Source organism: Albimonas pacifica, from assembly GCF_900113695.1.
Classification (GTDB): Bacteria; Pseudomonadota; Alphaproteobacteria; order Rhodobacterales; family Rhodobacteraceae; genus Albimonas; species Albimonas pacifica.
Genome location: NZ_FOQH01000001.1, coordinates 598,773 through 617,930 on the forward strand (window position 1 = coordinate 598,773; position 19,158 = coordinate 617,930).

The following is a 19,158-nucleotide window of genomic DNA, read 5'->3' on the forward strand; positions in this document are numbered from 1 at the left end:
CCCGGGCCGCGGGCTAGCGTGGCCCGGTTCCCGCCCGCCCCGCCCTGCGTCCCCCGCCGCCCGAGACCCTCCCGCCGATGGCCCCCAGTTCGCGGATCCTCCTGGCCCTCGCGGGCGTCACGGCCGCGTCGCTCGCCCTCGTCGCCGCGCTGGTCTTCGGCGGGCTGGACCGGCTCGGCCTGCGCTCGGCCGAGGCGAACATGGACTTCCTGCTCTCCCAGCTGCGCGGCTCCATCGAGGCCAACGTCGGCCTCGGCCTGGCGCTGCCCGACGTCCGCGTGGCCCAGGCGCTGGTCGAGCAGGCCAAGGCCGCCGACGACCGGGTGCTGGCGGTCGAGGTGTTCTCGCCCGCCGGCGTCTCGCTGTTCAACACCGACCGCGGCGCCGTCGGCGAGGAGATCCCCGAAGCCTGGCGGCGCGCGCTCGCCTACCGTTCCGTCGGCGACCGCTGGCGGGTGGAGGAACTGGGCGCCATCGTCGTCGGCGAGGCGATGCGCAACGACTTCGACGAGCCGGTGGGCTACGTCGCCGTCACCATCTCGGACGCCGCCCGCGCGAGCCATGCCGACGGGCTCGCCGCGGTGCTGGCCGCCCGCGCCGCCTGGCTCGCGCCGCTGGCGCTGGTCCTGGCGCTGGGGGTGGCGGGATGGGTGCTCGACCGCTCCACCCGCGACCTCAGGCGCCTGGCCGCCGAGCTTTCGGCCGCGCCGCCCGCCGGGGCGGCCCCCTCGCCCGCCCCCGCCCCCGCCCCCGCCCCCGCCGCGACCACGCCCGGCGCCCGCGTGCGCGCCGCCGCCGACCGAGCCGTCGCCGAGCACGAGCGGGCGGCGGCCGACGTCCTCGCCGCGGACGAGGCATGAGCGCCCAGATGCCCCGCGCGCGCCCCGCCCCGCGCCGGCCCGCCCCGCGCCGGCCTGCCCTGCGCGGGCGGCGCCCGTGCAGTCCCTCCCTCGGCCGGGCCGCTTCGCGCCGGCCCTCTCCGCGCCGGGCCGCCCTGTGAGCGCCCCCGCGCTCCTCTCGGGCCGCGAGGCCCGCGCCCGGGTCTGGACGCCCGCGCTGCTGGTGGCGCTGGCGCTGACCCTCGCGGTGGGGCTGGCGGGCCAGCTGATGCTGCGCGCAGGGCTCGGCTACAGCGTGCCGGCGCTGGCTGAGTCGACCCGCGCCGGCGCCGCGGCGGTGGGCCATGCCGTCGCCGGGCAGTTCGCCCGCGCCCGGGCCCTGGGCATCCCGCTCGAGCGCCTGCCCGACGCCGAGGCCTATCTCGCGCGCATCGCCGCCGAGGCGCCGCAGGTGCGCGCCCTCGCCCTGATCGACGCGCAGGGCCGCACCCTCGCCGCCACCGCGCCCGACATCGAGGGCGAGGCGATCCCGATCCGGGGCGCCGAGCCGCCCGCGACGCTGGTGGTGGCCGCCGCCTCGCCGCTCTTCGACGACGCCATGCTGCGGCTGCGCGTGGCGCTGTGGCTGGCGGCGCTGCTGGCCGGCGCGGCGGGGGGCGCGATCACCGCGGGCTTCCTCGGCCTCGCCCAGGAGCCCGCCCGCCGCCGCCTGCGCCGCGCCGTCGAGCGCGCCGCCGAGGGCGATTTCGCCGAGACCCCGCCCCCCGGCGCCCGCGGCCGCTTCGCCGCCGCGGCCGAGGCGCTCGCACGCCAGGTCGAGCGGGTGCAGGCCGCCCGCACCGCGCTGCTGGAGGCCGCGGCCACGATCCGCGCCATCGACTTCGACGGCAGCCTCGGCCGGCGCATCGACCCGGTGCTGGCCCGCGTGCAGGCCCGCTGGACCCTGCCGGAGCGCGAGGACGACGACCTCGGCGATCTCGTCCGCCCGCCCGCCGCGGGCGCCGCCTCCGCCGCGCCGGCGCCTGCGGGCGCGGCGGGCGCGGACGCGGCGGCCTGGCGGCTGGCGGCGGCGCTGGCGATCTGGGCGGGCGCGGCGCCGCTGGTCGCGAACTTCGCCGTCGACCGGGGGGCGTTGTGGGCAACGCCGGCCTGGCAGCCGGTGGTTCCGCTGCTGGTGGAGCTCGCGGCGCTGGCGCTGGGCGCGCTGGTCGGGCGCGGCGCCCCGGGGCGGTCGGCGACGCTGCGGGCGCTGGCCCTGGCGCTGGCGGGGGCCTGCCTCGCCGCGACCTACTGGTGCCGGACGTGGGAGCTGTTCGTCGCCCTGCGGCTCGGCGCAGGCCTCGGCGCGGGCTTCGCCGGGGCGGCGCTGGCGGGCGCTTTCGCGCCCGCCGCCTCGCCCCGCGCGCTGCGCGCGCTGCTGGTCTTCGCGGCCCTCGTCGCCGGACCGCTGATCGGCGGGCTGGCGGGCGAGGCCGTCGGCCGCCGCGCCGCCTTCCTCGCGCTGGGGGTGCTGGCGCTGCTGGCCGCGCCGCTGCTTGCCGCGGCCGGCCCCGGGGCGCGGGCGGGGCCGCGCGCCGGGACCCGGGCGGGCGCCGCGCCGTCCGCGGCCGCCCGGGCGGCGGCGCGGGGGCTCTCGGCCGCGCCGGCGCTGCTCGCGGCCTGCGCCGCCGCGCCGGCGGCGGCCGCGGAGCTGACCTGGCTGCCGCTGGGGCCCGGCTACGACGATTATCTCGCGGGCGGCGGGCTCGCGGCGGGCCTGGGCCTCGCCGCGCTGCTCGCGCCCCGGATGCCGCCGGCGGGCGTGGCGCTGGCCCTGGGCCTCGCCGCCGCCGCGCGCTTCGCGGCCGAGGACTGGGGCCCGGCGCTCGGCGGTCCGCCGCCCGCCCTCGCGCCGCTGCCGGCCTGCCTGCTGCTGGGGCTGGCGCTGGGCGCCGCGGCGCCGGCGCGGGGCGGGCGTGGCGCGCTGCTGGCGCTGGCCGGCGGCGCGGCGGCCGGCCTGCTCGCCGAGGGCCTCGCCCGCCAGCTCTCCGCCCCGCCGGGGGCGGCGACGGCCGCCTTCGCCGCCGCCGCGCTCGTCGCAGCCCTGGCGATGCGCCCGGCCGACCGCGGGAGGGGCTGAGCCATGCTCCTCTCCACCCGCATCGCCATCATCGTCTCCCTCGCCTTCGTCTTCGCCTTCGGCTCGCTCCTCGCCATCGGCCTGCAGCGCGAGGCGCTGGCGGTGCGCCCCCACACCGACGTCGCCATCGCCGGCGAGGCCGCGCTGTGGCGCAAGATCGTCGAGCTCGAGACCCTGCGCCTCGCCGAGCTGCGCGAGGAGATCGCCGCCGAGCCCGCGGTGGTCGAGGCCGCCGGGGCCGGCGACCTCTCCCGCCTGCGCAGGCTGGGGGCGGTGCTGCTCCAGTCCCGGCTGATGGCCGAGGAGGTCTCGGACGTGCAGCTCCTCGACGCGCAGGGGCGGGTGATCTACGCCTCCGCCGCCTCGGCCGAGCCGCCGCCGCTGCTCGACGTGGCGACGGTTGGCGCGGTGCTCGACGGGCCCTCCATCGGCGGCGTGCGGCAGGTGGCGCCGGGGGCGTTCCGGGTGGTCTCTGCGGCGCGCTTCGGGGCCTGGGCGGGGGCGCCCACGGTGATCGCGGTGGGGGTGAACGCCGCCCGCCCGCTGGAGGCCTTCGCCGAGGCGATGCAGTCGGAGGCCTATCTGCTCTCCACCCGCGGCCGGCTGGTCGAGGGCACCGCGCCGCGCCTGTGGCGCGAGCTGGCGATCGAGCTGCCCCAGCGGGTGGGCGTGGTGCGCCAGGCGCCGCTGGACGAGCGGCTGTTCTCGGTGACCGCGATCCCCATCGCCGACATCTCCGCGGGCTCGGCGGGGCTGCTGGTGGCGGTGCAGGACGCGACGCCCAGCCTGAAGGCGCTGCAGCGGCTGACCGCGGCGACCATGGCGGTGATGATCGCGGTGGCGCTGGCGACGGTGGGGGGGCTGTGGCTCTACCTTCGGGTCAGCTTCGCGCCCCTGCAGCGCGCGGTCGGCACCCTCGGCGCGCTGGCCCGCGGGGACATGTCCGCCCGCCTGCCGCCCGGGGGCGACGACGAGATCGGGCAGATCGCCTCCGCCGTCGCCCGCCTGCGCCGCAGCCTGCGCGCGCTCGACGACGCGCGCCGCCAGCGCGAGCTGCAGCGCCGCCGGCAGGAGCGCTTCGTGCGCCGCCAGATGGAGGCCCTGGCCGAGACGCTGGAGCCCGGCGCGCGCGAGGAGGTGCTGGCCGACCTCCGCCGCATCGTCGCGGCCACCCGCGGCGCGGGCGAGGCCGGCTCCGACGCCCCCGCGCCGGCCGCCGCCGAGGCGCCCGCGGCCGAGGCCGCCCCCGGCGACACCGTCGCCCGCCTGATCCGCGAGGACGACCAGCTCGGCCCCATCGCCGCCGTGCTCCAGCAGATGTCGGGCCGGGTGGTCGACCAGCACCGGCGCCTGTCCGAGCTCGTCGCCCGCCTGCGCGAGGCGCTGGTGCGCGAGACGCGGCTCGCCTCCCTCCAGCAGGAGCTCGCCATCGCGCGGGAGCTTCAGCACTCGGTGCTGCCCGCGGACATGGCGGACCGGCCGGGCTATGCGGTGAAGGGGGTGATGGAGTCGGCCCAGGAGGTCGGCGGCGACTTCTACGACTTCTTCGAGCGGCCCGACGGGCGGCTGGTGTTCGTGATCGCCGACGTCTCGGGCAAGGGGGTGCCGGCGGCGTTCTTCATGGCGATCTCGCGCACGCTGCTGAAGGCCATCGCCCTGTTCGAGCCGGATCCCGCGCAATGCATCCGCCAGCTCAACGACCTGCTGGCGGTGGACAACGACCGGATGATGTTCGTGACCCTGCTGTTCGGCATCTTCGACCCCGCCGCCGGCCGGGCCGAGATCGTCAACGCCGGCCACCTGCCCCCCGTCCGCCTCGGCCGCGAGGGCGCGGCGCTGGTGCCCTCGACCGGGGACATGGCGGTGGCGGTGGCCGAGGGGCTGGAGTTCACCACCCTGGCGATCGACCTCGAGCCGGGGGAGAGCCTCGTGCTCTACACCGACGGCGTCACCGAAGCCTTCGACGCGGCGGGCGACCAGTTCGGCGAGCAGCGGATGGTCGACCGCCTCGCCCCCCTCGGCGGCGCCGGGCCGGAGACGGTGGCGGCGGCGATGCTGGAGACGGTGAAGGCCTTCGAGCAGGGGGTGGAGCAGTCGGACGACATCACCCTGCTGATCGTGCGGCGGGCGGGCTAGGCGGGCGGTCTACAGGCGCCCTGCGGGCGGGCTTGGCAGGGGCGCGCCTGCCGCGGGGCCTGCGAGGGGTTGGGGAGGGGGGAGCCTCCGGCGGGCTCCTGACTCACCCAAGAACAAGACGCCCGCGCCCGTCCTCCGGATCCGTCCATCGCGGCCGATGCCTGAGCGACTCGCCCGCCCCGGTCAAGGACAAGCCGCCTTCGGCGGTCGCTTCGCGATCCTTGACCGGGGCGGGCGAGTCGCTCTTGCGGCATCCGCGATGGACGGCTCCGGAGAACAGGCGCTCCCGGGGAGCCTGTGGCACGGGGCGCCGCTGGGCGGGCCGGGGCGCGGGCCGGCAGGAGTGGGGGGCGATGCGGCGGGCGCGGGCGCGCGCCGGGGTCAGGAGGCGGAGGGGTCGAAGGGCTTGTCGCGCTCGCGCACCAGGCCCGCGACGGAGGCGCCGTCGCGGCGGAAACGGGAGAGGTAGGCGCTGCTGGAGCCGGAGGTGAAGGCGAGCGCCTGGATCTCGGTCCCCGCGCGCAGGCCGGCGCGGATCCCCATTGCCTCCATCTGGCGGTGCACGGCGCGCTTGTTGAACTGCTGCACGTCGGGGGGGACCAGGGCCACGCGCTCGGCGAAGGCCAGCGTGGCGTCTTCGAGCGCGTCGAGCGGGAAGGCGCGGGTGGCGTAGCCGTCGGAGACCGCTTCCAGGCCGGTGATCGAGTCGCCGGTCAGATACATCTCCATCGCCCGGCGCATGCCGTGCAGCCAGGGGTGGAACTGCATGTCGGGCGGGGACATCAGGCGGGTCGGCGGGTAGCCGATGGCCGCGTCCTCGGCGACGTAGACCACGTCGCAGGCGGCCGCGAGCTCGGACCCGCCGGCGAGGCAGTGGCCATGCACCTGGGCGATCACCGGCTTGGCCAGGTCCCAGACGCGGAACCAGCCCTCGACCACGTGCCGCGCCCAGTCGTTGCCGCCGCGGGCGGTGTGGTAGGGTCGCCCCTCCTCGTTGTTCGCCGAGAGGTCGTAGCCGGCCGAGAAGCTGGGGCCGGCGCCGCGGATCACGGTGACGTGGATCTCGGGGTCGAGGTCGGCTTTCTCCAGTTCCTCGAAGATCCGGCCGCGCAGCTCGTTCGAGAGCGCGTTGCGCTTCTCGGGGCGGTTCAGGGTCAGGCGGCGCACCCTGGGGCGGGGCGTGTCGACCAGCAGGACGTCGGGGCCGGTGAGGGGCATCGTGGGGCCTTTCGCGATGGGGGCGCCGACCGGCGCAGGGCCGGAGAGGAGCGGGCGTCGGCAGAGGCCCCGGGTCGAGCCCGGGGCGCCCCGTGGGGCGGGCGTCGCGCCCTTGCGGCGGGGCTACTTCGCTTTCGCCTCGCGGCGGATGATCTCGGCGCCCTTGGGGTCGACCAGCATGCCGTGGACGATCTCGTTATGGGCGTGGCCCATCTGGTGGAGGCTCATCGCGGCCGCCTGCACGGTCTGGAAGCCCTGCGCGTCCTGGGCCTGGTTCATCGCCTGCTTCGCCAGCCGCAGGCCGAAGGCGGGGCGCTGGGCGATGCGCTCGGCCAGCGCCAGGGTCTCGGCCGCCAGGTCCGCTCGGGGGACGACGCGATTGACGAAGCCCATGCGCTCGGCCTCCGTCGCGGAGAACGGCGCCCCGGTGAACAGCAGCTCCTTGGCCTTGCGAATTCCAAAATCCCATGGGTGGGAGAACCACTCCACGCCGTTGACGCCGAAGGCGACGGTGGGGTCGGAGAACTGGGCGTCTTCGGAGGCCACCACCAGGTCGCAGACCGCCACCAGCATCAGGCCGCCGGCGATGGCCTTGCCCTGCACCTGGGCGATGGTGGGTTTCGGAAGATCCCGCCAGCGGCGGCAGAAGCCGAGGTAGATTTCTTCTTCACGCGCTTGCCGACCCGACACGCCGGGTTCCTCCGCCGCCGCGCCGCCCCAGGAGGTGACGGGGGTGAAGCGGGTCATGTCGCGGGCGCCGCTGAGGTCGTGGCCCGAGGAGAAATGCGGGTCGTCGCCGGCGAGGATGATGACCTTCACGGCCGGATCATGGGCGGCCCGGTCGAAGGCCGCGTCCAGCTCGTAGAGCAGGTCCTCGTTCTGGGCGTTGCGCATCTCGGGGCGGGCGAGGGTGATCCGGGCGACGCCCGTCGCGGGGGTCTCGTAGCGGATCGTCTCGTAGCTGGGGGCGGTCATGGGGGGCTCCTCCGGGCGCGCGTCGGCGCGGGCCGCCGGAGCGGCCCGCGCGATTGGCTCTGGAAAGGGCCTCAGCCCGCGGCCATGCCGGTGGTCGAGGCCGCCGAGGCGGGGGCCTGCGCGCCCGCCGCGATCAGCCGGCGCAGGTGCCATTCGCCGTCGCCGAACTGGGCCTCGAGGACCGAGAGGCGCTTGTAGAAGTGGCTCGCGCTCAGCTCGTCGGTCATGCCCATGCCGCCGTGGAGCTGCACCGCCTGGCCGCCGATGAAGCGCGAGGCGCGGGCGCATTGCACCTTGGCGCGGGCGACCGCCAGGGCGGCGCCGGGGCGGGCCTCGTCGACCGCCGTGAGGGCGGCGTGCACGGCGGCGCGGGTCTCCTCGCACAGGATGTTCATGTCGACGAGCCGGTGCTGGATCACCTGGAACTCCGACAGCGCGCGGCCGAACTGCTTGCGCTGCTTGAGGTAGTCCAGCGTGGTGGCGGCGGCGGCATGCATGGCGCCCACGGCCTCGGCGCAGGCGGCCAGCGTGCCGCGGTCGAGGAGCGCGTCGATGGCGGCCAGCCGGTCCTCCTCGCCGCCCAGAAGGGCGTCCGCCCCCAGGGACACGCCCGAGAAGGTGGCCGCGGCGCCCTTGCGCCCGTCCATGGCCGGGGAAACGTTCAGCGAGACGCCCTCGGCCTTGCCCGGGACGAGGAACAGGCCGACGGGGCCCGACGCGTCGCCGATCCGGGCCGAGACCACCAGCAGGTCGGCGGCGTGCGCCCCGATGGCGAAGGTCTTGGCGCCGTCGAGCTTGAAGCCGTCGCCGGAGCGGGCGGCGATGGCCTCGACATGGTCGCGCGCGAAGCCGGAGGCGGGCTCGGCGTGCAGGAGGGCCATCAGGCACGCGCCCTCGGCGACCTTGCCGAGGATTTCCTGCTGGGCCGGCGTGCCCAGCTGGGCGACCGCGCCGGCGCCGAGCACCAGGGTGGGGAGCAGGGGCTCCATAGCCAGGTGCTTGCCGGCCGTCGCCAGAAGGATCGAGAGCTCCGTCAGGCCGCCGTCGGAGCCGCCGGCGGCCTCGGGCAGGGCGAGGCCGAGCCAGCCCATCTCGGCGTAGGTCTTCCATTCCTCGCGGCCGAAGCCGTCCTCGGTGTCGCGCGAGAGTTTCTTGGAGTGCTCGGGGCCGTAGCGGTCGGCGAACCAGGCCTCGGCGGACTCGGACAGGAGCTGGCGCTCCTCGGTGGAGAATGCGGTCATGGTCCCCTCCCTCAGAGCCCCAGGGCGCCCTTGGCGATGATGTTGCGCTGGATCTCGGAGCTGCCCCCGTAGATCGTGGCGGCGCGGCGGTGCAGGTGCTCGGCGAGGATGCCGGCCATCTCGGCGGGGCCCATCAGCTCGCCGTTCCAGCCGGCCATAAGCGCGTCGGCCTGGTAGGCGAGGCCGTGGCGGGCGAGCGCGTCGGTCATCGCCTGCAGGATCGCCTGCTGAAGCTCCGAGCCGCGGATCTTCAGCGCCGCCGCGCCGATCAGCGAGGGCTGGTCGGCGGCGGACTGGTGGGCGGCGTGCTGGTCGGCGACCAGCGCCTCGAGGGTGGCGAACTGCACTTCCAGCTCCGCCACGCGGCGCTGGAATTCGGGGGACTCGGAGAGGGGCTTGCCCCCCTCCATGGTCTTCGCCAGCACGCCCTTGAGCTGGTCGAGGTAGCGGACCATCGAGCCGAGCTCGGCCACGCCCACGCGCTCGTTCGCCAGCAGGAACTTGGCGTAATCCCAGCCCTTGTTCTCTTCCCCGATCAGGTTCTCGGCGGGGACGCGGACGTCGTCGAAGAAGACCTCGTTGACGTGGTGGCCCATGTCGAGGGTGATGATCGGGCGCACGGTGATGCCCGGGGACTTCATGTCGATCAGCAGGAAGGAGATGCCCTTCTGCGGCTTCGCCTCGGGGTCGGTGCGCACCAGGCAGAAGCACCAGTCGGCCCAGTGGGCGAGCGTCGTCCAGATCTTCTGGCCGGTGACGCGGTAATGCGCGCCGTCGTCGTCCACGCCCTTCACCGCGCGGGTGCGCAGGGACGCCAGATCCGAGCCCGAGCCGGGCTCGGAATACCCCTGGCACCACCAGGTGGTGTTCTTGAGGATGCCGGGGAGGTGCTGCGCCTTCTGCTCCGGGGTTCCGAAGGTGTAGATGACGGGGCCGACCATGGTGACGCCGAAGGGGACCAGCCAGGGGGCGCCGGCGCGGCCGGTCTCCTCGCGGAAGATGGCGGCTTCCTCGGCGGACCAGCCCTGGCCGCCGGCCTCCCTGGGCCAGTTGCCGCCGAGCCAGCCCTTCTCGCCGAGCGCCTGGAGCCAGCCGTCGTATTCCTCTTTCGTGAGGTGCTGGCCGAGGTCGAGCTTCTTGCGCAGTTCGGGCCCGATCCGGGCGGCGCAGAAATCGCGAACCTCCTGCCGGAAGGACTCCAGCGAGGGGTCGCGGGCGAGGGCGTTGATGAACATGAGCCTCCTCCCGTGGGGCTGTCCCGCCGCGGCCCGGCTTCTGCGTCCGGAGGGGCGGGGCGGCGCGCGCGGGGGATTCGCCCGCGGCGGCCTAGTTGACTAGCCAACCGGTTAAATCGGGACGAGGCCGCAGGCAAGGTTTCCCTCATGCGCACGGCGGGCGCCAAGGCCGCAGAGGAGCGGCCTACAGGCGCCCTGCGGGCGGGCTTGGCTGGGGCGGCGTATGTGGGGAGGGTCGGAGGGAAGGGCTGGCGGGGGAGCCTCCGGCGGGCTCGGGAACTCACCAGGGAACAAGCCCCGCGCCTGTTCCCCGGCGCCGCCCATCGCTTCTGGCCTGCCTGAGCGACCTAGCCCCCACGGGTCAAGGACAAGCCGCGCGGAGCGCGGTCGCTGCGCGATCCTTGACCCGCGGGGGCTAGGTCGCTCCGTTGGCCGCCAGCGACGGACGGCTCCGGGGAACAGGCGCTCGACGAGGGATGTTCGGGGCGGGGCGCCCGGGGGCGGGCGTCAGAGGCCGAGCCGGTCCATGAGCTTGTATTTCTGCACCGTCGCCCAGATGCCCAGGCCCCGGAAGGCGTGGAAGGGGATCGGGCGCAGCGGGGTGACGGGCGCGTCGAGCGCCTCGGGCGGGCGGCCGGCGGCCCAGTCGCCGAGGACGCGGCCGAGCGCCACCGTGATGGCCACGCCGCGGCCGTTGAAGCCGCCGGAGCTGAGCACGTTGGGGGCCAGAAGGTGCAGATGGGGAAAATGGTCGACCGTCATCGCCACCGAGCCGCCCCAGGCGTGGGTCCACTCGAAATCCGCGAGGTCGGGGATCATCCGGCAGGCGATGCGGCGCAGGTCCTCGTGGTCGCCGGGCACGCGGGCGTCGTTGAAGCCGCTGCGCCCGCCGATCACGAAGCGGCCCTCGGGGGACATCCGGAAATAGGTGGTCAGGCGCTGGGTGTCGGAGCCGTGGTGGCCCCGCGGCATCAGCGTGCGGCGCAGGTTCTCGGGCAGGATCTCGGTCGCGACCTGCACCGAGCGCACCGGGACCACCGAGCGGCGAAGGCGGTCGTGCACGCCGTCGCCGTAGCCGTTGAGGCAGACCAGCGCCTTCTTCGCCGTGACGGCGCCGGCGGCGGTGCGGACCGTGACGCGCTCGGCGCCGGGCTCGATGGCGGTGGCGCGGCTGCGGGCGTGGATGCGCACGCCGCGGGCCTCGGCGGCCTCGGCGAGGCCCAGCGCCAGCTTCAGGGGCTGCACCGTGCCGCCGGTCTCGTGCACCGCGCCGCCGACGTAGTGGTCGAAGCCGAGCAGGGAGGCGATCTCGTCGCGGTCGAGCGCGCGGACGGGGCGGCCCAGCGCCTGCCACTGGCGGGCGCGCTCGCGCAGCGGGGGCAGGCCTGCGACGTTGACCGCGGTCTGGACGAAGCCGCCGCGCCGGGGGTCGCAGTCGATGCCGAGCCGCGCGACCAGGTCGAAGAGGTAGTCGGCGTCGTCCATGGCGAGGCGGATGAAGCGGCCGCCCAGGTCCTCGCCGAAGCGGGCGAGGACCGTCTCGGGGTCCTCCTTCAGGCCGGGGTTCACCTGGCCGCCGTTGCGGCCCGAGGCGCCCCAGCCGGGGGTCATGGCCTCCAGGACGACGACCGAAAGGCCCCGCTCGGCCGCGTGCAGGGCGGCGGAGAGGCCGGAGAAGCCTCCGCCGATCACCACCAGGTCCGCCTCGGCCTCGCCCGTGAGGGCGGGGCGGTCGGGCGGCGGAGGGGCCGTGGCGGTCCACAGCGAGTTGGCGATGACGGGGCTTTCGTCGTGGATCATCGGGGGAGCCTTCAGGCGAAGCGGGCGGGGGAGAGGGCGGCGACGACCTCCGGGGCGAGCTCCGGCGCGGCGCCGGTCGCCAGCGCTCCCGCCAGCGCCGAGAGGGCGGGCGAGGTCTGGATGCCGTGGCCGCCCTGGCCGGCGAGCCAGAAGAAGCCGGGGGTCTCGGGGGCGAAGCCGACGACCGGGACCTCGTCCGGGGCGAAGCTGCGCAGGCCGGCCCAGGACCGCTCCACGCGCGTGACCTCGTAGTCCATGGCCTGCGAGAAGCGGTCCAGGCCCTCGGCCAGCACCATGTCGTCGGGCCAGGCGTCCATGGGCGCCACGGGGTCCTCGTCGGCGGGGGAGACCATCAGGGCGCCGGACTGGGGCTTGGCGTACCAGTCGAAGGCGACCGGGTCGATCAGGGGCCAGCGGGAAGACTCCATGCCGGGGGGCAGGGGGAGGATCGCGGCGGAGCGGCGTTTTGGAACGATGCCGAGGGGCCTGGCGCCGGCCATCTCGGCGACCGGATCGGCCCAGGCGCCGGCGGCGTCGACCAGGACGGGCGCCTCGAAGGCGCCGGCGGGGGTCTCGACGCGCCAGGCGTCGCCGCGGCGCTCGATCCTCCCGGCGCGGGCGTTCACGACGATGCGGCCGCCGTCGCGGCGGAGCATCTTCGCAAAACCCTGGAACAGGCGGTCGACGTCGATGTCGGCGGCCTGGGGTTCGTAGCTGGCGGCGGCGATGCGGCCCTTCTTGAGGAGGGGGAACAGCGCCTCGGCCTGGGCGCCCGTCAGGCGCTCCATGCCCTTGGCCTCGGCGAAGGAGGCTTCGAGCGCGGGCAGGTCCGCCTCGGTGGCGATGGTCAGCACGCCTCGCGGGGAGAGGAGGGCGCCCTCGATCGCGCCGCCGGAAAAACCCTCGGGGTCCATGAAGGCGGGGTGGGCGGCGTCGGAGACGGCGCGCAGCACCGGGCCGCCGTAGTTGCGGATGTAGATCGCGGCCGAGCGGCCGGTGGTGTGGTAGGCGGGGGTCGGCTCCGCCTCCAGCACGGCGACGGAGGCGCCGCGGGCGGCGGCCATGGCGCCCGCCCCGACGCCGGCGATGCCGGCGCCGATCACCAGGATGTCGGAGGTCTCGGTCATAAGGTCCTTTCAGGCCGGCAGGCCCGCCTCGGCGGCGAAGCGGGTCAGGGCCGTGGTCAGTTTCTCGATGATCTCGTCGACATGGGCCTCGGTCGAGATCATCGGCGGGCAGACCAGGATGTGGTCGCCCTCGGTTCCCCGCGAGCGGCGGGAATAGACGATCAGCCCCTCGGCATAGGCGAGATCCACCAGCCGCTCGTAGGCGTCGAGGTTTTTGGGCAGCGGCGCCCGGGTCTCGCGGTCCGAGACCATCTCGAAGGCCAGCAGCAGGCCCAGGCCGCGCACGTCCCCGATGAAGGGGAAGCGTTGGGCGAGGGCCTGGAGGCGGGCCTTCAGGACCTCGCCGATGCGGGAGGCGTTGGCCAGCAGGCCGTCCTGCTCGATGACCTCCAGCACCGCCACGCCCGCGGCGCAGGCGAGCGGGTTGCCGGCGTAGGTATGCCCATGCGGGAAGCCGCCCGAGGCGAGCACCGGCTGCACGATGCGGTCATGGGCGGTCACCGCGCCCAGCGGCGCGTAGCCCGCGCCGTAGCCCTTGGAGACGGCGATCAGGTCAGGGGCCGCGTTCCAGTTGTCGCCGCCCCAGAACCTGCCCGTGCGCCCGCCCCCGGACATCACCTCGTCGTGGATCAGCAGGACGCCGTGGCGGGTGCAGATCTCGCGCACCGCCTCCATGTAGCCCGCCGGCGGGACCAGGGCGCCGGTGGAGGCGCCGCCCACCGGCTCCTGGATGAAGGCGAGCACGGTTTCGGGGCCTTCCTCGAGGATCTTCGCCTCCAGCATCGCGGCGTAATGGGCGCCGGTGGCGGGGTCGTCCATCGGCAGGCCGTCGAGCCAGGCGCGCGGCGCGGGGACCTTGGGCATCGGGCGCATCATCGCCTCGAAGGGCTCGGTCAGGGGGCGGTAGCCGGAGAGGGCGAGCGCGCCGAGGGTGGAGCCGTGGTAGGAGGGCGTGCGCGAGATCACCTTCCAGCGCGAGCGCTGCTCGGTCGCCCAGGCCCATTGCCGGGCGAGCTTGATCGCGCCCTCCACGGCCTCGGAGCCGCCGGAGACGAAGAACACCTTCTCGAAGCCCTCGGGCGCCAGGGCGCAGGTCATGTCGGCGAGGCGCTCGGCGGCCTCGGTCTCGAAATGCAGGCGGTAGCCGAAGGTGCCCTGCTCCATCTGCCGGCGCATGGCGTCCAGCACCCGCGGGTCCGAATGGCCGATGTTGGAGACCATCGCCCCCGAGGAACCGTCGAGATAGCGGCGTCCCTGCTGGTCCCAGACGTAGACGCCCTCGGCCTTCGCCATGCGCGGGCGGCGCACGCGGCTCTGGAAGAACAGGCGGGAGGGGGGGAGAGGGGCGGCGTCGGTCATGGGAAGGTCACCGGAGGGCGCAAGGGAGGCGCCAGTCGTCCACGCCGGGGGGCGGCGCGTCAACGGCGACGCCTCGGCGCAGGGCGATGAGGGCGGAACGTGGAGGACCGGACTGCAGGCGCCCTGCGGGCGGGCTTGGCTGGGGGGCGCCTGGGGGGAGGTCTTTCGGGAGGGTCGGAAGGCGGGAGCCTCCGGCGGGCTCCTGACTCACCCAAGAACAAGCCCCGCGCCTGTCCTCCGGAGCCGTCCATCGCGTCTGATGCCTGAGCGACTCGGCGGGGGGGGGCAAGGACAAGCCGCGCAAGCGCGGTCGCTGCGCGATCCTTGACCACCCCCGCCGAGTCGCTCTGATCGGCATCCGCGATGGACGGCTCCGGAGAACAGGCGCTCTGCAAGGAGGCCCCGGCGTTGCGCCGGGGCGCCCGGATGGGGGAGGGCGCGCTTGGGGGGAGCAGAGTTGACAGCTGTCAACTCTGCAACCGGCGGCGCGGAGGCGCCGGGCGGGGAGCGCGGGGGCGCTCCCCGGCGAGGGTCAGGGCTTCGCGGGGATGGTCAGGGCGGCCTGCGAGGCGGGGCGGGCGAGGCAGCGGGCGAGCCAGGCGCCGACATGGGGGAAGTCGTCGAGGGACAGGCGCTCGGACGCCTCGTAGAAGCCGCCCAGCGTGCGCACCCAGGGCCAGGCCGCCATGTCGGCGATCGTGTAGGCCTCGCCCATGATGAAGTCGCGCGACGCGAGCCGGGCGTCGAGCACCGCCAGCAGGCGGCGGCTCTCGTCGGCGTAGCGGGTCTCGGGGTAGGGGTCCGAGACCTTGTCGGCGGCGAACTTGAAGAAATGGCCGAACTGGCCGAACATCGGCCCGACGCCGCCCATCTGGAACATCAGCCACTGCAGCGTCTCGTAGCGCGCGGCGGGCGCGGAGGGCAGGAATTTCCCCGTCTTCTCAGCCAGGTAGACCAGGATCGCGCCCGACTCCCACAGCGCCAGCGGGCCCCCGGGGCCGTCGGGGTCCAGGATCGCGGGGATCTTGTTGTTGGGGTTCAGGGACAGGAACTCGGGCGACATCTGGTCGTTCGATCCGAAGTCGACCAGGTGGGCCTCGTAGGGCAGGCCGGTCTCCTCGAGCATCGCGCCCACCTTGATGCCGTTGGGCGTGGGTAGCGAGTAGAGCTGCAGGACCGTCGGGTCGGCGGCGGGCCACTTGCGGGTGATCGGGAAGGCGGAGAGGTCGGCCATCGGGGCGCCTTTCGCTGGGATCGGGGGGCGGGGCCGCGGCGGCGGCCCGCAGGGGAGGGGCGGCGCGGGCCGCCCTGCCTCACCTGTGCCGGCGGGCGCGAAACGCAATCCCGGCGGCGGAAACGGTTTGTGCGCGCCCGCGCCGAGGCGTAGGCAGGAACGAGACGGGCGGCAAGCAGGGGAGCCTATTCATGCTGAAGGAATTCAAGGCGTTCGCCGTGAAGGGCAACGTGGTGGACATGGGCGTGGGCATCGTCATCGGCGCCGCCTTCACCACCATCGTCAAGAGCTTCGTGGACGACATCGTCAACCCGATCCTGGGGCTGTTCACCGGGGGGATCGACTTCTCGGGCCTCTACGTGAACCTCTCGGGCCAGGAGGTCGCCTCGGCGGTCGAGGCCAAGGAGCAGGGGCTGGCGGTGATCACCTACGGCGTCTTCATCAACGCCTGCATCAGCTTCCTGATCGTGGCGTGGGTGCTGTTCTTCGTGGTCCGCGCCGTGAACCGGCTGAAGCGCGAGCTGGAGCCGCCGACCGAGGACGCCACCCCCCCGGGCGAGCCCGAGCCGCCGGCGGACGTGAAGCTGCTGTCCGAGATCCGCGACCTGCTCAGGGACCGCCCGGTCTCGGGCTGAAGCACTTCGGGCCGTCGTCGCGCAGGCGACCTGCAGGCGGGCAGGGGCGCGCCGCGAGCGGCGCGCCCGAGGATGTCCGGGCGCGCGCCCGAAGGCCCCGCGTCAGACCCGCGAGGCGATGGCCGCGTGCAGGGCCAGCACGTGGCGGGCCTGGCGCAGGTGGGGGATGTCGATCATCTTGCCGTCGAGCCCCACCGTGCCGACGCCGGGATTGGCCTCGAACGCCTCCACCACGCGGCGGGCATGGGCGACCGAGGCCTCGGACGGCGCGAAGGCGCGGTTGATCGGCGCCACCTGCGCGGGGTGGATGGCGAGGCGGCCCAGGAAGCCCTCGGTCGCGGCCTCCTCGGAGGCGGCCAGCAGGCCGGCCTCGTCGCGGAAGTCGGCGTGGAGCGTGTCGATCGGCGCCACCCCCGCCGCCTTCGCCGCCAGCAGCAGGTTCGAGCGCGCCATCCGGTAGGTCAGCGCCCAGCGTCCGTCCGGCGCGCGGTTGGTCGAGGCGCCGAGCGCGGCCGACAGGTCCTCGGCCCCCCAGGTGAGGGCGATGACGCGGGGCAGCTTCACCTCGGTGAAGGTGATCAGGCGCAGGGCGGCCTCGGGCGTCTCGGTCATCACCGGGATGATCCGGGTGGCGCCGATCTCGAGCCCGTTCGCCGCCTCGAACGCATCCAGCCAGCGGCCGAGGTGCACCAGGTCGGCCGCGTCGCGGGCCTTGGGCAGCATGATCCCGTCCGGCGCCGCGGGCATCACCGCGGCGAGGTCCTGCAGGGCGCCCTCGTCGAGCGCGTTGACGCGCACGTAGAGGAGCGGCGCGCGCGAGCCCCGGGGCCGCGCGTCGAGATGGGCGCGGGTCAGGGCGCGGCCCTCGGCCTTGCGCTCGGGGGCGACCGAGTCCTCGAGGTCCAGGATCAGCGCGTCGGCGCCGGTGGCGTCGGCCTTGCCGAGCTTCTTCTCGCTGTCGCCGGGGATGAACAGCCAGCTGCGCGGGGTCATCTCCACGGGCTCAGGCCTCCATCTTCGCCGCGGGGCGCTTGAGCTGCAGGCCGGAGCGCTTGCAGATGCCCACCAGCTCGCCCTTCTGGTTGTAGGCGCGGTGCTCGAAGGTGACGATGCCCTGCGTGGGGCGGGATTTCGATTCCCGCAGCTCCAGCACCTCGGTCTCCACGCGGATGGTGTCGCCGTGGAACAGGGGCTTGGGGAAGCGCACGTCGTCCCAGCCGAGGTTGGCGACCGCCGTCCCCAGCGTGGTGTCGTTGACCGAGATCCCCACCATCAGGCTGAGCGTGAAGCAGGAGTTGACGATCCGCTGGCCGAACTCGGTCTGGGTCCGGCAGTACTCCTCGTCGAGGTGCAGCAGCGCCGGGTTGTGGGTCATCGTCGTGAACAGGACGTTGTCCGTCTCGGTGATCGTGCGGCGGATCGGGTGGTCGAAGACCTGGCCCACCTTGAGCTCGTCGAACCAGACGCCGGGCATGGCGCTCTCCTCCTTGTCGGTTATTCGGGTGCGGGCAGGTCGATCTCCAGTTCCAGCAGCAGGAACGAGAACGATTTTCCGTGGGCGTCGAGGTTCAGGGAGGCGTTGACGCCGCCCTCCAGCCCTCGCTCGATGACGTAGTTCAGGACGTGCAGGTGCGGGATCTCGTAGCGGCGGACGGGGCCGCGGAACAGGCGCGGGAATTCTTTCGTCAGCCGCTCGGGCGGGACCTGGGCGCGGACGGCTTCGAAGACGGCGGCGTCGTCGCAGAAGAGCGCGATGGAGGAGACGTCCCCCTTGTCCCCGGCGCGGGCCGAGGCGACCTCGTGCAGCCGGACCTTCATGCCGTGATCATCCGAACGGTCGGCCGCGCCAGGTCCCGGGGCAGCAGGGCGGATCGGGTGGTCACCGCCGGCGTCACCCGGCCGCGGGCGCCGCCGCCGCCGGCGGGGCCGGAGAGCCAGGCGCCCTCCACCTCCCGCGGCAGCGCCTCGGCGAGGTCGCGCTCGTGGGTGCGCAGCGCCATGCGCAGGCGCACCTCCGAGGGCTCGTAGGGCGGGGGCGCGTCGGGGTCGCGGGCGGAGCCGTGCAGCGAGGCGAGGCCTATGAAGTCGGTGCGGATCGGGCCCTGGTGGCCGTGGACCTCGCGCATCCGGGTCTCGATCACCTCGCCCGCCAGCTTCGCGCGGGCCAGGGCGTTGGGGCCGGCGTAGGAGATTTCTCCCTCGGACAGGAACCCGCCGTCGAAGCCGATGGTGACTTTCAGCGTCTCGGGGCGGGTCCGGCCGGAGCCGCCGGAGACGGAAACCCGGTCCTTCGAGGGCTCCTCGAGCCGCACCTGGGAAAAATCGGCGGTCACGTCGGGGGTCAGGTAGGCGGCGGGGTCGTGCACCTCGTAGAGCATCTGCTCGAGCACCGTGCCGCGGCTGACCAGCCCGCCGGTTCCGTCAAGCTTGCCGATCGTGGCGGAGCCGTCCTCGGCGACCTCGGCGAAGGGGAAGCCGAGGAAGGCGAGGCCCGGCACGTCCTTGCGCCCGGGATCGGCGTAGTAGCCGCCCGTGACCTGGGTCGAGCACTCCAGCAGGTGCCCCACCAGCGTCCCGGCCCCCAGCCGCGCCCAGTCGTCCGGCGCCCAGCCGAAGGCGTGCGCCAGCGGCCCCACGGCGAGCGAGGGGTCGGCGCAGCGGCCGGTGATCACCACCTCGGCGCCCTCCTCCAGCGCCTGGCGGATCGGCTCGTGGCCCAGGTAGGCGTTGGCGCCGGTCATGCGCAGGGGGACGTCGCCGAGGCGGCCCTCGCCGTCCATCAGCTCCAGGTCCGGGGTCATGTGGGCTGCGACGTCGTCGCCCTCGACCACCGCCACCTTGAGGCCCTGGAGGCCCAGCGCGCGGGCCACCTCGGCCACCGCCTCGCCGGCGGCGGCGGGATTGGCGGAGCCCATGTTGGAGATCACCCGCGTGCCCGCCTCGCGGCAGGGGCGCAGCACCGCCTCCATCCGCTTGCGCAGCCAGGGGTCGTAGCCGGCCCGAGGGTCGGCGGCGCGCAGGGCGTGGGCGTTGGCGAGCGTGCGCTCGGCCAGGCATTCGAAGAACAGGAAGTCGAGCGCGCCGCGCTCCGCCAGGTCGCGGGCCGGGTCGATGCGGTCGTTGGAGAAGCCGGCGCCGCAGCCGATGCGCACGCGACGTCCGCCGGAGCGCGCCGGCGGCTGGATCGGATCGGCCATGTCTCCTCCCTGGCTCGTTCCCCCGATCGCTGCCACGGACGCC

General features: G+C 74.8%; 16 protein-coding genes. 4 read left to right on the forward strand and 12 right to left on the reverse strand.

Translation table 11 applies throughout. The annotated features are described in order from the left end of the window. Nucleotides 1–77: 77 nt before the first annotated feature. The 3 genes from BM064_RS02415 to BM064_RS02425 all read left to right on the forward strand — a co-directional run bounded on the left by BM064_RS02415 (nucleotide 78) and on the right by BM064_RS02425 (nucleotide 5,094). Nucleotides 78–860 (forward strand): hypothetical protein, encoded by a 783-nt coding sequence (locus BM064_RS02415; protein WP_092857443.1) that lies wholly within the window; start codon nucleotides 78–80, stop codon nucleotides 858–860. Between the two features lie 136 nt (nucleotides 861–996). Continuing rightward, nucleotides 997–2,958: a PDC sensor domain-containing protein gene (locus BM064_RS02420; protein ID WP_143103241.1), complete on the forward strand. Its 1,962-nt coding sequence runs from the start codon at nucleotides 997–999 to the stop codon at nucleotides 2,956–2,958. Between the two features lie 3 nt (nucleotides 2,959–2,961). Then, nucleotides 2,962–5,094 carry a SpoIIE family protein phosphatase gene (locus tag BM064_RS02425; protein ID WP_092857447.1) on the forward strand — a complete coding sequence of 711 codons (2,133 nt, stop codon included), beginning with the start codon at nucleotides 2,962–2,964 and terminating at the stop codon, nucleotides 5,092–5,094. Nucleotides 5,095–5,475: 381 nt separating this feature from the next. Here BM064_RS02425 and BM064_RS02430 read toward each other — a convergent pair whose 3' ends face one another. From BM064_RS02430 to BM064_RS02465, 8 genes are all read right to left on the reverse strand, one after another. Further along, complete coding sequence (locus BM064_RS02430; RefSeq protein ID WP_092857449.1) at nucleotides 5,476–6,312, reverse strand: enoyl-CoA hydratase-related protein; 837 nt, start codon at nucleotides 6,310–6,312, stop codon at nucleotides 5,476–5,478. Between the two features lie 123 nt (nucleotides 6,313–6,435). Continuing rightward, nucleotides 6,436–7,287, reverse strand: a complete 852-nt coding sequence (locus tag BM064_RS02435) for an enoyl-CoA hydratase (RefSeq protein ID WP_092857451.1) — start codon at nucleotides 7,285–7,287, stop codon at nucleotides 6,436–6,438. A gap of 71 nt (nucleotides 7,288–7,358) precedes the next feature. Beyond that, nucleotides 7,359–8,528: an acyl-CoA dehydrogenase family protein gene (locus tag BM064_RS02440; protein ID WP_092857453.1), complete on the reverse strand. Its 1,170-nt coding sequence runs from the start codon at nucleotides 8,526–8,528 to the stop codon at nucleotides 7,359–7,361. An 11-nt stretch (nucleotides 8,529–8,539) separates the two neighbouring features. Next, on the reverse strand, nucleotides 8,540–9,763 hold the full coding sequence (locus BM064_RS02445) for an acyl-CoA dehydrogenase family protein (protein WP_092857455.1): 1,224 nt from the start codon (nucleotides 9,761–9,763) through the stop codon (nucleotides 8,540–8,542). A gap of 507 nt (nucleotides 9,764–10,270) precedes the next feature. Next, complete coding sequence (locus BM064_RS02450) at nucleotides 10,271–11,563, reverse strand: NAD(P)/FAD-dependent oxidoreductase (RefSeq protein ID WP_092857457.1); 1,293 nt, start codon at nucleotides 11,561–11,563, stop codon at nucleotides 10,271–10,273. An 11-nt stretch (nucleotides 11,564–11,574) separates the two neighbouring features. Continuing rightward, on the reverse strand, nucleotides 11,575–12,690 hold the full coding sequence (locus BM064_RS02455) for an NAD(P)/FAD-dependent oxidoreductase (protein ID WP_092857459.1): 1,116 nt from the start codon (nucleotides 12,688–12,690) through the stop codon (nucleotides 11,575–11,577). A gap of 9 nt (nucleotides 12,691–12,699) precedes the next feature. Beyond that, entirely contained in the window at nucleotides 12,700–14,049 is a 1,350-nt protein-coding gene (locus BM064_RS02460; protein ID WP_092857461.1) for an aminotransferase family protein, read from the reverse strand. A gap of 532 nt (nucleotides 14,050–14,581) precedes the next feature. Next, a complete protein-coding gene (locus BM064_RS02465; protein ID WP_092857463.1) occupies nucleotides 14,582–15,283 on the reverse strand; it encodes a glutathione binding-like protein in 702 nt (233 codons plus the stop codon). Nucleotides 15,284–15,474: 191 nt separating this feature from the next. On the opposite strand from BM064_RS02465, the gene mscL reads away from it, so the two are divergent. Continuing rightward, nucleotides 15,475–15,918, forward strand: a complete 444-nt coding sequence (mscL, locus tag BM064_RS02470) for a large conductance mechanosensitive channel protein MscL (protein ID WP_092857465.1) — start codon at nucleotides 15,475–15,477, stop codon at nucleotides 15,916–15,918. A 102-nt stretch (nucleotides 15,919–16,020) separates the two neighbouring features. Here mscL and BM064_RS02475 read toward each other — a convergent pair whose 3' ends face one another. Genes BM064_RS02475 through BM064_RS02490 form a run of 4 tightly spaced genes read right to left on the reverse strand, consistent with a single transcriptional unit; the run spans nucleotide 16,021 to nucleotide 19,115 of the window. Further along, complete coding sequence (locus tag BM064_RS02475) at nucleotides 16,021–16,911, reverse strand: HpcH/HpaI aldolase/citrate lyase family protein (RefSeq protein WP_092857687.1); 891 nt, start codon at nucleotides 16,909–16,911, stop codon at nucleotides 16,021–16,023. A gap of 10 nt (nucleotides 16,912–16,921) precedes the next feature. Next, entirely contained in the window at nucleotides 16,922–17,392 is a 471-nt protein-coding gene (locus BM064_RS02480; protein ID WP_092857467.1) for a MaoC family dehydratase, read from the reverse strand. Between the two features lie 20 nt (nucleotides 17,393–17,412). After that, nucleotides 17,413–17,736, reverse strand: coding sequence for an AtuA-related protein (locus BM064_RS02485; RefSeq protein ID WP_092857469.1), 324 nt, complete (start codon nucleotides 17,734–17,736; stop codon nucleotides 17,413–17,415). Further along, on the reverse strand, nucleotides 17,733–19,115 hold the full coding sequence (locus tag BM064_RS02490; protein WP_092857471.1) for an acyclic terpene utilization AtuA family protein: 1,383 nt from the start codon (nucleotides 19,113–19,115) through the stop codon (nucleotides 17,733–17,735). Before BM064_RS02490 ends, BM064_RS02485 begins: the two co-directional genes overlap by 4 nt. Nucleotides 19,116–19,158 lie beyond the last annotated feature (43 nt).